Origin of the sequence: Enterococcus sp. DIV2402 (assembly GCF_017426705.2) — a bacterium.
Taxonomy (GTDB): domain Bacteria; phylum Bacillota; class Bacilli; order Lactobacillales; family Enterococcaceae; genus Enterococcus_F; species Enterococcus_F lowellii.
This window is the reverse complement of the sequence record NZ_CP147251.1, coordinates 99601-112475: the sequence shown is the minus strand read 5'-3', so window position 1 is coordinate 112475 and position 12875 is coordinate 99601. Positions and strand designations below refer to the sequence as shown.

Genomic DNA, 12875 nt, shown 5'->3' with positions numbered 1-12875 from the left:
AGAAGTGAATGCGTTAAAACGTTTGTTGGTAGGCAAACCGTTAAAATCTGCAGAGAACGATGATCAGAAATTAACTCGTTTTGCGGCCTTAGCTTTATTATCATCTGATGCCTTATCATCAATTGCATACGGTACAGAGCAGATTGTGGTCGTTTTAATCACTTTATCTGCGGCAGCGATTTGGTATTCCTTACCAATTGCAGCATTTGTCATTATTTTATTAGTATCATTAACCTTATCGTATCGACAAATTATTCATGCGTATCCTCATGGTGGTGGGGCGTATGTAGTAAGTAGTGAAAACTTAGGGGAAAAAGCCGGTTTGATTGCGGGTGGTTCATTGCTTATTGATTATATGCTGACCGTTGCTGTGTCTGTTTCAGCAGGTGCTGAAGCCATTACTTCGGCTGTTCCAGCTCTTTATGGTCATCAAGTGGCTATTTCTGTCATTATTGTGTTGCTCATCATGATGATGAACTTACGTGGTTTGCGAGAATCAGCAACATTTTTAATGGTACCAGTTTACACCTTTATTGCGGTTATTAGTTTATTAATTGTCATAGGTTTATTTAAAATTGTTACAGGAGCAGCACCTTTACATGCAACAGCTTTACCAGGAACGATGGTACCGGGAATTTCTATTGCCTTATTATTACGTGCCTTTTCTTCTGGTTCTTCTTCATTAACTGGGGTTGAAGCGATTAGTAATGCGGTTCCTTTCTTTAAAAAACCACGTGCTAAAAATGCAGCGGCAACTTTAACCTTAATGGCAGCTATTTTAGGATTCTTCTTCGTAGGGATTACCTTTATCAACTATTGGTATGGGATTGTACCTGAAAAAGAAGTAACAGTCCTTTCTCAAGTGGGACAAGCTGTTTTTGGTCATGGCGTCTTGTTTTATGTCTTACAATTTGCGACAGCATTAATTTTAGCGGTAGCCGCAAATACTGGATTTTCAGCATTTCCTGTACTGGCGTATAATTTAGCTAAAGATAAATTTATGCCGCATTTATATCAAGATCGTGGCGATCGTCTGGGGTATTCCAATGGGATTATCACATTAGCAGCCGGTTCGATTGTTTTACTCTTTATTTTCCAAGGGTCCACTGAACGTTTAATCCCACTCTATTCGATTGGTGTATTTATTCCTTTTGCGTTATCCCAAACAGGAATGGTCATTAAATGGCGCAAAGAAGGCAAAGGCTGGTTAAAAAAATCGATTGCGAATATTATTGGTGCGTTCATTTCTTACGCGATTATTGCGATTTTATTTGCCTATCGTTTAGATGATATTTGGCCGTTCTTTATTATCATGCCAATTTTATTGTTTATTTTCTATAAAATACATGATCATTATAAAAAAGTAGCAGAACAATTACGTTTAGAAGAAGATGTGAAGTTGCATACGTATGATGGCAATACAGTCATTGTTTTAGTTGGGAATGTCACTCGTGTAAACATTGGTGCGTTGAATTATGCGCGTTCGATAGGCGATTATGTGGTAGCCATGCACGTATCGTTAGATGAAGATGTTCAAAAGGAAAAAGAAATTGAAGCAGAATTTAAAGCAAAATTCCCTGATGTTCGTTTTTCGATTGTTCATTCCTTGTATCGTTCGATTGAAAATCCAGTTATTCGGTACGTGGATATTGTCAGCAAAAAAGCGCGACAAAATAATTACACCACGACGGTCATTATCCCGCAGTTTGTACCAAAACGTCGTTGGCAAAATATCTTGCATAACCAAACAAGCTTGCGTTTACGCTTCCGTCTGTCATGGCGTGAACATATTATTGTTAGCACCTATAGTTATCATTTGAAGAAATAAGAAAGACGTCTTAAAAATTTCGTTTCATTCGACGGAATTTTTAAGACTTTTTGTGAGGGAGCTTATTTAATTGAGACGGATTGTTCCAGCAATGTATCTTCGCTAGTTACGATATTGATAGCATTTTGCGGATTTTCTTTGATTTGTTTTAAGCGGTTTGCATTATCCGTTATGACTAAGATCCCAATTTTGTTCTCACGTATTTTTTCATACGGGATAAACTGTATCTGTTTTTTGTCATCAGAGTGTTTTAAGCGTAGCATTAATTCAGGTGCTTTTTTGTTATATAAAATTAATTTAAAGTAATATGAATCATCTATCGTTGATTTCCTAACTAGGTACAAATAAAACATGATAAATTAGTAAGTTTAAACCTTACTAGATTTATCATGTTTTTATTTTTATAAAAAGTTTAATGTATTCTACTAATAAGCAAGAAAATCATTCATCTTTATTTACTAGTACGGCTTGCTGGATCTAGGCGTCTTTCAATTAAACCTAAGAACCAATCGGTAAAAATTGACATGACAGCGGTTGGTAACGCACCTGCTAGGATAATCGCGGCACCATCTGTCGCGTTTGTACCACGGACAATAATATCCCCGAGACCACCTGCACCTACGAAGGTACCGATAGCGGTGATTCCGATTGCGACTACTAGCGCGTTACGAATTCCTGCCATAATGACTGAAACGGATAAAGGTAACTCAATCATATACAGACGTTGCCAAGCAGTCATCCCCATGCCTTTACCAACATCTAAGGCATTACGGTCTACTTGAATCATGCCGGTATAAGTATTTTTGATAATTGGTAAGAGTGAGTATAAGAAGACGGTCACAATAACCACATTTACACCCAAACCAAAACCAAACATCAAGATCGAAACCATCGCCAAAGCGGGAATAGTTTGAATGATATTCGCGATTCGAATAACCCAATCCGCTAATTTCCTACGTCTAGAAATAGCAATCCCAATCGGAATTCCTACAATTGCGGCAAAAAGGACACCATAAATCGAAATCAAGAAGTGGCGCAAAAATTGAGCAAAAACGTAACTGCCGTTTTCTTGAAAATAATAGAAAAATTGTTGCAGTAAATTCATTTCATTCATGTTCATTGCGCATCCTCCTCAAAGTAATGATGGTCTTCTAAAAAGCGTTCTGCGACAATTGATGGTTCCACCAAATTATTATCAGATTCATAGTTTAGTTGTTGCATCGTTTCTGTATCAATTTTTCCTGCTAAACGAAGTAAGGCATTTTCTAATTCAGGGACTTCATCCAGTAATTCTTGATTGACAACGGGCGAAGCATCATAAGGTGGGAAGAATTGCTTATCATCTTCAAGCATGACTAGATCATAACTAGCAATTCGTCCATCTGTAGAGTAACCTAACACGACGTCCATTCGGTGGGCGTCCACTGCATCATATACTAATCCAATTTGCATCGGTAAAATTGATCCAAATTTAAACCCATATGTTTCAGTAAAGCCATCATACCCGTCTCCTTCACGTGTCATCCACGCACGATCGGCACCAACTACTAATTCATCCGCAACGGCTCCTAAATCGCTGACAGTTTTTAAATTATATTTTTCAGCAGTGTCTTTTCTTACAAGAAAGACATAGGTGTTATCAAAGCCATACGATGGAAACCATACTTGATCGTAGCGTTCTTTAAATTCTTTTTGCACGACTTCTAAAGCTTTGTCAGGATCCATCACAGGCTCAAGCAAGAGAGTTGAAGCAATATCAGTCCCTGTATAACGAGTCGACGAGATACCGGCATCGCCATTGAGCATGGCTTGGTGATTGATGTTGGTTGTCCCTAAGTTATTGATAATGGTTGTTTGTTTATCTGTATAATGTTCGACCATACCAGCAACGATACTTCCCAAAATTTGTGATTCAGTTGTAATACCACCTGTAATCGCGATAGTATCTTCATCTGTATTGGTCGCTAGTCCTGGAAATGAACAACCTGCAAAAAGAAATAGTCCTCCAAAAAGTACGAGTAATCGTTTCAATTTATTCATTATTCATTCTCCTCCTTTAAAGCGGATGGAGTCAATTTATCTTCTAGTTTTCCTAAAAGATAGTCCGAAATCAGAGCTAATAAAATAACCGGAATTGTTCCCGCGAAGATAAGTGGCGGTTGATAGTTATCTAAACCACTGAAAATCAAGACCCCTAGACCGCCCGCACCAATATAAGAGGCAAGTGTTGCCCAAGCGATAACATAGACTGCTGCTAAACGAACGCCAGCCATAATTGTTGGTAATGCAATAGGCACTTCTACGCTGATAATTGATTGAAGATTGGTCATACCCATACCTTTGGATACATCCAGATAGTTAGGATCAACATTTTTCATACCAATATACGTATTACGTAAAATCGGCAACAGTGAATAGATAAACAATGCGACAATTGCTGGAGCAACACCGACACCAAGAAAAGGAATCATTAGTGTTAATAGCGCCAGAGATGGAATTGTTTGTAACGCACTGGTAATCCCAATCACGATGCTAGCAATTTTAGGTGCACGTGTTAAAAGAATCCCTAAAGGAATAGCGACTAATGCGCCTAAAAAGAGCGCTGAAAAAGAAATTAAAATATGTTGCCAAATATTTGAAATTAATTGAGAACCATATTCTGAAAAGAAAGCTTGCATCAGACTAGACCTCCTTTATTTCTTCAGGATTGAATGCCTCAACTGCTTCTATAATAGATTGCTCTTCTCCCCAAAGAACGTCATATACGATGTCTACTAAAGAGGCACGCGTTAAAATACCAACGACGCGTTGTTTTTCATCCACAACAGGTACATATTTTAACCCACGTGTTAAAATACGTCGTAAGGTATTGCGTAACAAGGCAGTTTCTTTAACGAAAAAGACATCAGTTTTTAAAATATCGCCGACACTACTTGAGTTACCACGACGAAGATTGATTGACTCAATGTCAATATAACCTTTTAAAATGTTTTGATTATCTGTAACTAACAAAGTATCAACACGTTTTTCACGCATTAATTTAATTGCTTCTTGTAATGATTTTTCCGGAGTAATAGTGACAGCTGTTTTCAGCATTACTTCACTTACTGGGGTAGTATCAGGTTTGGCCTGTAAAAGACGGTCTTCACCAATTAACTCTTCAACAAAGGTAGTCGCTGGATTTTTCAAGATATTGGAAGGCGTATCAAATTGAATAACCTTACCTTCACTCATAATCGCAATGCGACTGGCTAGTTTTAGAGCCTCGTCCATATCGTGGGTGACAAAGACAATGGTTTTACCTAAACGTTCTTGCAAATCTTTAACTAAATCTTGCAAAGAATCGCGCGTAATCGGGTCAAGCGCTCCAAACGGCTCATCCATTAAAATAATATCTTGGTCGGCAGCTAATGCACGTACGACACCAATTCGTTGTTGTTGCCCACCGGATAATTCATGGGGGTAACGATCAAGCATCTCGCGAGGGAGTTCCACTAAATCAATCATTCGTTCGGCAATGGTATTCCGTTCTTCTTGAGAAACTTTGAGTAATTTAGGAACTAGCGTGATGTTTTCGCGAATAGTCATATGGGGCATTAGGCCAATATTTTGAATGACGTAACCGATTTTACGACGTAATTCGACTGGGTTCATCTTTTGAATGTCTTCTCCATCAATCAGAATTTTCCCTTTTGTTGGCTCCGTCATTCGATTAATCATACGCATAGAAGTGGTTTTTCCACTCCCACTGGTTCCAATAAAACAAATAAATTCACCTTTATCAAATGACAAATTGATATCCTCGACAGCAACTTTTCCACCTTTATAAATTTTTGAAACGTGTTGAAACTCAATCATTGATTTCACCTCAAATTATTTATTTTTAGTGTACCTGTTAGTAATAGTATGAACAACATTCGTAAAAAATACAAACGATAAAACACTGTTAGCGTTATCAAAAGGGCGGAAAACGAACGGAAATCAAGATGTTTCACAAAAAAGAACGATTGCACAACCCCTTGTACCTGTAAGAGTTCACAGACTTTTCTCATAAAACAAAAAAGAGAAATTCATTTTTTTGAAACAATTTGAAAAAAAGTGCTAAAATGGGTAGGCAGATTGAGAAAGAAAGAGTGAAGAATATGTTAACAACAGAAGATTTTGATTTTGAATTACCAGAAGAATTGATTGCACAAACGCCTTTAACAGATCGTACAAGTTCACGTTTGCTTGTCTTAGATTCAAAAACGGGAAAAATGGAAGATAAACATTTTTATGATATTATCGACGAATTAAACGAAGGTGATGCGTTAGTTATGAATGACACGCGTGTATTACCTGCACGTTTATACGGTGAAAAGGTAGAGACAGGTGCGCATTTAGAAATTTTATTGTTAAACAATACAGAAGGCGATACGTGGGAAACGTTGATTAAACCGGCTAAACGCGCCAAAATAGGTACAGAAATTTCATTTGGTGACGGTCGTTTAAAAGCGACTGTGAAAGAGGAATTAACGCATGGTGGTCGAATCATTGAATTTAGTTATGACGGTATCTTTTTGGAAATTTTAGAATCACTAGGTGAAATGCCATTACCACCATATATTAAAGAGCGTTTAGAAGATCCTGACCGTTACCAAACCGTTTATGCAAAAGAAAATGGTTCAGCAGCGGCACCAACTGCGGGTCTCCATTTTACAGAAGAATTACTAGAAAAAATTCAAGCCAAAGGAATCGAGTTAGTCTTTTTAACGCTACACGTAGGATTGGGAACCTTCCGTCCAGTTAGTGTAGACAAGATTGATGAACATGAAATGCACAGTGAATTTTATCGTTTGACCGAAGATGCTGCTGACAAGTTGAATCATGTTAAAGCCAATGGTGGTCGCATTGTTGCAGTTGGAACAACGTCGATTCGCACTTTAGAAACAATTGGGACTAAATTTGATGGAAAAATTCAAGCTGATAGTGGTTGGACAAGTATCTTTATTACACCTGGCTATGAATTTAAAGTAGTAGATGCTTTTTCAACGAATTTCCATTTACCAAAATCAACCTTAGTTATGCTTGTTAGTGCGTTTGCAGGCAGAGAACAAACTTTAGCTGCGTACCAACATGCAGTAACAGAACGCTACCGTTTCTTTAGCTTTGGCGATGCTATGTTCGTTAAATAGTACAAAAAAACGGTTGCCACAAATTTCGTGGCAACCGTCTTTTACTTTGGAAGGCTTTGTTGAGTTGTCGTGCGTGTTACTGTGGTACATGGAACAAAAAATTTTGTCTTGGAATACAAACTCGACACTAATTTTTTAGCAAGTTTTGTTACAATGGGGTTCATGTTTTTCTTTTAAAGAAGGTGTAGCTTTGAAACATTCATTACATTTACTTTTAAAATACTAGGTGAAACTTGTAGCTGTGACAACTTTTTGCTTTGCTGTTATTTATAGTGAACTAACTCAACAAATGTTGCTCCTTCCTTACACCCAAAGCATACCATAAAATGATAGCGTTTGCAAAACAAAAGCATTCTAACACGAAAATAAGAAGAAATTGTGAAGATGATATAGATAAAAATCAAAAAAATAACAAAACTCTATTTATTTTTTATGCTGAATTTGAAAAAATATTTAATAGTTTCGGATAACCTAAGTTGAATGTTGCATGATATGAAAAGTTCGTGGTACAGTAGAAGTATACGTAAAGGAGGGGTTTAATGGAAGCATACAAAAAAACTACAGAAGAGGTTCGTCAAGAATTGCAAGCGACAAATACAGGTGGTTTAACACAACAAGAAGCATCTGAACGCTTGGAACGAGACGGACGCAACCGTTTTGAAGAAGCGCCAAAAGAGTCAATGGTGAAGAAAATTTTACATAGTCTGTCTGATTTTACGACAATTGTTTTATTAGTCGCAGCAGCCATTTCATTTTACACTGCCGTAGCAACGGATCACGGTGATTTATTTGAAGGAATTTTAATTATTGCCATTGTTATTATTAATTCAGTTTTGGCGATTGTTCAAGAAGGAAATGCTGAAAAAGCATTAGCAGCTTTGCAAGATATGAATAAGCAAACTGCTTCAGTTATTCGAGATGGCCAGTTACTAGAAATTGATGCAGAAGAAGTGGTCGTTGGGGATACATTAGTTATTGAAAATGGATCAATGATTGTTGCTGATGCAAGAATCATCAAAGGGTCACAATTACGTGTGGAAGAATCTGCATTGACCGGTGAAAGTGAACCTGTCGAAAAAGAAGTTGATTTTGTAGCTACCGGAGACGAAAGCTTAGGAGATCAAATCAACATGTTGTTTAAAGGTTGTACAGTCGTAAATGGCCGTGGACAAGCGATTGTGACAGCAACTGGAATGCAAACAGAGATGGGTAAAATTGCTGGTTTATTAAATGAAAGTCAAGCCCAAGAAACACCGTTACAAGCACGTTTAAATAATCTAGGTAAGCGTATCAGCTTAATTGCCTTAGTCGCAGCTGCCATTGTTTTTGCTTTAGGGTATATGCAAGGCGAACCAGTGTTGGATATTTTTATGACAGCTGTCTCACTAGCGGTTGCTGCGGTGCCAGAAACATTAATGGTTATCGTAACATTAGCATTGGCTTTTGGCGTCCAAAAAATGGCAAAGAAAAATGCCATTATTCGCCGTTTGCCAGCCGTAGAGACATTGGGTTCAGCAAGTGTGATTTGCTCAGATAAAACAGGAACATTGACACAAAATAAAATGACTGTTCGCCGAGTTTGGGCGCACGGTGATGAAGTCGTCGATACACAAGATGCCATGACTGAAGAAGCGATGGAAGTCTTAAAAATTGCTGCTTTATGTACCGATGTGGTTGTTGAAAAAGAAAAAGATGAATTTAACTATATTGGGAACCCAACTGAAATTGCAATTGTACGCTCAATTCAAGAAAATTATCACTCACAAAAAGAATTACGTGAAGAATTTCCTAGAATTGGAGAAATTCCATTTGATTCAACTCGTAAAATGATGACAACTGTCCACAAACGTGGGAAAAAATACATTTCCGTTACTAAAGGAGCCTTTGATGTCTTATTACCACTGTTCCGTTTTGGCGATTTGGATCAAGCAACTGTGGTTAATGACCGCTTTGGTAAAAAAGCGTTACGAGTTATTGCAGTCGGCTACCGTGTTTATGATGAAGAACCAACAGAAATGACTTCAGAATTTTTAGAGCGTGATTTGAAATTAGTTGGTTTAATTGGAATGATTGATCCACCACGCCCAGAAAGTAAAGCAGCGATTGCTCGCGCAAAAAAAGCTGGTATTAAAACAGTTATGATTACTGGTGACCATGTTGTGACAGCAAGTGCAATTGCCAAAGAATTAGGCATCTTGCAAAAAGGAGATAAAGCTTTAACGGGTGCGCAATTACGTGACATGTCAGAAGAAGAGCTAGATAGCACGGTCAAAGAATATTCTGTATATGCTCGTGTGACACCCGAAGATAAAATTCGTATTGTTCAATCATGGCAACGAACTGGCGCAACAGTCGCAATGACTGGGGATGGTGTTAATGATGCGCCTGCCTTAAAAGCTAGTGATGTTGGTTGTGCTATGGGAATTACTGGAACCGATGTTGCTAAAGGTGCCGCAGATATGGTATTGACTGATGACAACTTTGCAACAATTGTTGATGCCGTAGAACAAGGGCGTACGGTATATCAAAATATTCGTAAAACAGTTAATTTCTTATTGAGTTGTAATATCTCTGAAATTTTTATTGTGTTAATTGCCATGTTAGTAGGCTGGGGTGCACCATTTACAGCAGTACAACTTCTGTTTGTTAACGTAGTAGCAGATGGGCTACCCGGTTTTGCCTTAGGGAAAGAACCAGCGATGAATGGTATTATGGATGAAACACCGATTTCACCAAAAGAAAGTATTTTTTCACGTGGTTTATGGCAAAAAATTGGTATTAATGCATCTATATTTACAGTCGTGACACTATTTGGTTTTTATCTAGGCGCATTCGTTGATGGTGTAAGCCCTTGGGTTAGTGCAAGTCATGAAGTCGGACAAACAGTAGCCTTCTTAATCTTAGCTTATTCATCAATTATTCATGTGTTTAATGTGCGTAGTGAAAAATCAATCTTCCAAGTCAAATTATCTTCAAATAAATCATTATTTGAGATGGCTGTCTTGGCAATTATCATCACTACTGTTATTGCTTTAGTACCATTTACACAAGAACTATTTAACTTAGTGCCAGTTGGACTGAATCATTGGATGTTAGCAATTGTTTTATCAATTGTTCCAGTATTCGTTAATGAAATGATTAAATTCCATAAGTTACCAGAAGAAGAATAAGATAAAAAGACGGATAGCTCCTAGTTACAGGAGTATCCGTCTTTTGTTAAAAATTATTTCGGTAAATTATCATAAAAAGCTGCTTTTGTTGCTTCGATATAAGGGGTTAACCATAAATAACCAATACCTAATGTCGCAATGGCTAAAAGATGCCAACCAATAAAGCTTAAGTCTAATAGGAATAGTTGTCCTTTATGACCATCCATTAAACGACGGCTGGCAGTGATAGTATCTAAATAACCTGGTCGCTCACCCGTTGCTTCGACAGTATCATAATAAATCATGTAAGCTTGTGAGTAAGAATATGCTTTGATGATTCCTGGAATTACAAATAATAGAGACCACAAAGTTGTGAAAAGTGTTGTTAAGAAATACAATACAAAAATTGCTAGTGCATAAGGTGAACGGAATCCACGAAAAATATCTCTAAAAGATTCAATCACGACTTTGCGTCCACGGAGGACATCTAAAAACGTCCAACCGATTGCTACAGTGAAATAGGTACCTAGTAAACTGCTAACAAAACTACCACCAGAACCGCTGCCACCTCCATCACTAGAAACGCCCATTGAGCCATCCACATAAGTTGGTAAGTCTCTCAGCATAATAAATAATGGAATTAACAAGATAAGTGCAATAGCAATGGCTAAAATACCTAATAAGGTTGGGACTAGACAAAGCAAAATACTTTCTTTCCAACGTCCTTGTAGCATTTGTTTTGCTTCCATTTTTAATTCAGCATTTGATTTCATACTATCGACTCCTTTCATAATTAATTAGTACGTTTATTAGTGTAACAAAAAAATAACATTAAGAGAAAAGAAACGATAAAAAAGAAACTTTTTTCCTCCAGAGTTGCAAAAAGACCACCTACGATTTATGATGGAGAGAGGTATATATTAACTAAAGAAAGTAGGGAAATGAATGTCGGAACCTGCCATTCGTTATCGATTAATAAAAAAAGAAAAGCATACAGGAGCGCGTTTAGGAGAGATAATCACTCCACACGGAACGTTCCCCACACCAATGTTTATGCCAGTTGGAACACTAGCAACAGTTAAAACAATTGCTCCCGAAGAATTAAAAGCCATGGGCGCAGGCGTTATTTTAAGCAATACGTATCACTTGTGGTTGCGTCCAGGAGAAGATATCGTAGCTGAAGCAGGCGGCTTACACAAATTTATGAACTGGGATCAGCCAATCTTAACTGATTCAGGTGGTTTCCAAGTTTTCTCATTAGCTGATATGCGTAATATCGTTGAAGAAGGTGTGCATTTTAAAAATCATTTGAATGGTTCACCATTGTTCTTGTCACCAGAAAAAGCAATTGATATTCAAAATAAATTAGGCTCAGATATTATGATGAGCTTTGATGAATGTCCACCATTTGATGAAAGTTATGATTATGTAAAAAAATCAGTGGAAAGAACATCACGTTGGGCAGAACGCGGCTTAAAAGCGCATGCCAATCCTGACCGCCAAGGATTATTTGGTATCATCCAAGGAGCAGGCTTTGAAGATTTACGTCGTCAAAGTGCCCATGATTTAATTGGCATGGATTTTCCAGGGTATTCTATCGGAGGACTCTCCGTTGGTGAACCAAAAGCTGAAATGAATCGTGTATTAGAATTCACTACCCCATTAATTCCCGAAAATAAACCGCGCTATTTAATGGGCGTTGGGACACCAGATTCATTAATCGATGGTGTCATTCGTGGAATTGATATGTTTGATTGCGTATTGCCAACTCGTATTGCGCGTAATGGGACGTGTATGACATCAAAAGGGCGCTTAGTTGTTAAGAACGCTCAATTTGCTCGTGATTACCGACCAATTGATGAAAACTGTGATTGCTACACTTGTCGTAATTACTCAAGAGCTTATATTCGTCATTTAATTAAATGTGATGAAACGTTTGGTATTCGATTGACTTCCTATCATAATTTGCATTTCTTATTGAATATGATGAAACAAGTACGTCAAGCAATTATGGATGATAACTTATTAGAATTCCGCCAAAACTTCTTTGAAGAATATGGATTTAATAAGGAAAACGCAAAGAATTTCTAAAAAAGCTAGTGAATTCTAAGCGTATCTGCTAAAGTAAAAGAGGAAGCTTAAAATATTGAGGTGAAAAAAATGGAAATGCTTATTATGATTATTCCGATTGCTGCCATGTTGTTTTTCATGCAACGTTCTCAAAAGAAACAACAGCAACAACGTCAAAACTTATTAGATAGTATGCAAGTCGGAAGTCGCGTCGTAACAATTGGTGGTTTACATGGTGTTATTTCAGCTATTAATGAAACAAAAAACACCGTAGAAATCGATTGTGATGGAATTTATTTAGAATTCGATCGTACGTCAATTCGTACTGTGAACGCTCCAACTGTTTCTGAAGAAGTAACAGTAATTGAAGAAACGAAAGAAGATTAAAAAATACCGTAAGAGAATGTTCCACACATTCTCTTACGGTATTATTTTTTCTTGCGCAAGGCGATATATAAGACGAAGCCTTCAACGACAAACAAGAAAAGATAAAGAAATAATTGAAAGGCATCTTGCATAATTGAAGCAGGGGGACGACGTAAATGTCGTGTGAAAGCAAATAAGGTGCAAAAGATAATAAAAGCTAAAATCCCAAGCGCTATTTGACGTTTTTTATACACTATAACAAACCTCTTTCCAACACGTTTTCTTAAA

12 protein-coding genes are annotated in these 12875 nt (G+C 37.4%); 5 read left to right on the top strand and 7 right to left on the bottom strand.

Annotated features, from left to right (window positions below; genetic code table 11):
• Window positions 1-4 precede the first annotated feature (4 nt).
• The gene (locus tag DOK78_RS00560; RefSeq protein ID WP_207871714.1) at window positions 5-1828 is read left to right on the top strand and encodes an amino acid permease; all 1824 of its coding nucleotides are present in this window, start codon (window positions 5-7) and stop codon (window positions 1826-1828) included.
• A 62-nt stretch (window positions 1829-1890) separates the two neighbouring features.
• Here DOK78_RS00560 and DOK78_RS00555 read toward each other — a convergent pair whose 3' ends face one another.
• The 5 genes from DOK78_RS00555 to DOK78_RS00535 form a co-directional block, all read right to left on the bottom strand.
• Complete coding sequence (locus DOK78_RS00555; protein WP_207871713.1) at window positions 1891-2091, bottom strand: hypothetical protein; 201 nt, start codon at window positions 2089-2091, stop codon at window positions 1891-1893.
• 188 nt (window positions 2092-2279) lie between these two features.
• Window positions 2280-2948: an ABC transporter permease gene (locus DOK78_RS00550; RefSeq protein ID WP_207871712.1), complete on the bottom strand. Its 669-nt coding sequence runs from the start codon at window positions 2946-2948 to the stop codon at window positions 2280-2282.
• On the bottom strand, window positions 2945-3868 hold the full coding sequence (locus tag DOK78_RS00545) for an osmoprotectant ABC transporter substrate-binding protein (RefSeq protein WP_207871711.1): 924 nt from the start codon (window positions 3866-3868) through the stop codon (window positions 2945-2947). Before DOK78_RS00545 ends, DOK78_RS00550 begins: the two co-directional genes overlap by 4 nt.
• Window positions 3868-4506 (bottom strand): ABC transporter permease, encoded by a 639-nt coding sequence (locus tag DOK78_RS00540; RefSeq protein WP_207871710.1) that lies wholly within the window; start codon window positions 4504-4506, stop codon window positions 3868-3870. The genes DOK78_RS00545 and DOK78_RS00540 overlap by 1 nt, the downstream gene beginning before the upstream one ends.
• Window positions 4507-4510: 4 nt before the next feature.
• Entirely contained in the window at window positions 4511-5686 is a 1176-nt protein-coding gene (locus tag DOK78_RS00535; RefSeq protein WP_207871709.1) for a betaine/proline/choline family ABC transporter ATP-binding protein, read from the bottom strand.
• A gap of 284 nt (window positions 5687-5970) precedes the next feature.
• Between DOK78_RS00535 and queA the strand changes: the two genes are divergently transcribed.
• Together queA and DOK78_RS00525 are read left to right on the top strand one after the other, a co-directional pair.
• Complete coding sequence (gene queA, locus DOK78_RS00530; RefSeq protein ID WP_207871708.1) at window positions 5971-7002, top strand: tRNA preQ1(34) S-adenosylmethionine ribosyltransferase-isomerase QueA; 1032 nt, start codon at window positions 5971-5973, stop codon at window positions 7000-7002.
• Window positions 7003-7541: 539 nt separating this feature from the next.
• Complete coding sequence (locus DOK78_RS00525) at window positions 7542-10172, top strand: cation-translocating P-type ATPase (RefSeq protein ID WP_207871707.1); 2631 nt, start codon at window positions 7542-7544, stop codon at window positions 10170-10172.
• 53 nt (window positions 10173-10225) lie between these two features.
• Here DOK78_RS00525 and DOK78_RS00520 read toward each other — a convergent pair whose 3' ends face one another.
• On the bottom strand, window positions 10226-10924 hold the full coding sequence (locus DOK78_RS00520; protein ID WP_207871706.1) for a DUF975 family protein: 699 nt from the start codon (window positions 10922-10924) through the stop codon (window positions 10226-10228).
• Between the two features lie 172 nt (window positions 10925-11096).
• Here DOK78_RS00520 and tgt point away from each other — a divergent pair, with 172 nt between their 5' ends.
• Entirely contained in the window at window positions 11097-12242 is a 1146-nt protein-coding gene (tgt, locus tag DOK78_RS00515) for a tRNA guanosine(34) transglycosylase Tgt (protein ID WP_207871705.1), read from the top strand.
• Window positions 12243-12311: 69 nt separating this feature from the next.
• The gene (gene yajC / locus DOK78_RS00510; protein ID WP_207871704.1) at window positions 12312-12608 is read left to right on the top strand and encodes a preprotein translocase subunit YajC; all 297 of its coding nucleotides are present in this window, start codon (window positions 12312-12314) and stop codon (window positions 12606-12608) included.
• A 41-nt stretch (window positions 12609-12649) separates the two neighbouring features.
• Here the strand turns inward: yajC and DOK78_RS00505 are convergent, their stop codons facing one another.
• Entirely contained in the window at window positions 12650-12841 is a 192-nt protein-coding gene (locus DOK78_RS00505; RefSeq protein WP_207871703.1) for a hypothetical protein, read from the bottom strand.
• Between the last annotated feature and the right edge of the window lie 34 nt (window positions 12842-12875).

Bases quoted from the DNA above. Each gene is read 5' to 3' on its own strand.
- DOK78_RS00525 (WP_207871707.1), top strand. From the start codon at position 7,542: ATGGAAGCATACAAAAAAACTACAGAAGAGGTTCGTCAAGAATTGCAA.
- DOK78_RS00550 (WP_207871712.1), bottom strand. From the start codon at position 2,948: ATGAACATGAATGAAATGAATTTACTGCAACAATTTTTCTATTATTTT.
- DOK78_RS00555 (WP_207871713.1), bottom strand. From the start codon at position 2,091: ATGCTACGCTTAAAACACTCTGATGACAAAAAACAGATACAGTTTATC.
- yajC (WP_207871704.1), top strand. From the start codon at position 12,312: ATGGAAATGCTTATTATGATTATTCCGATTGCTGCCATGTTGTTTTTC.
- DOK78_RS00535 (WP_207871709.1), bottom strand. From the start codon at position 5,686: ATGATTGAGTTTCAACACGTTTCAAAAATTTATAAAGGTGGAAAAGTT.
- tgt (WP_207871705.1), top strand. From the start codon at position 11,097: ATGTCGGAACCTGCCATTCGTTATCGATTAATAAAAAAAGAAAAGCAT.
- DOK78_RS00540 (WP_207871710.1), bottom strand. From the start codon at position 4,506: ATGCAAGCTTTCTTTTCAGAATATGGTTCTCAATTAATTTCAAATATT.
- DOK78_RS00520 (WP_207871706.1), bottom strand. From the start codon at position 10,924: ATGAAATCAAATGCTGAATTAAAAATGGAAGCAAAACAAATGCTACAA.
- queA (WP_207871708.1), top strand. From the start codon at position 5,971: ATGTTAACAACAGAAGATTTTGATTTTGAATTACCAGAAGAATTGATT.
- DOK78_RS00545 (WP_207871711.1), bottom strand. From the start codon at position 3,868: ATGAATAAATTGAAACGATTACTCGTACTTTTTGGAGGACTATTTCTT.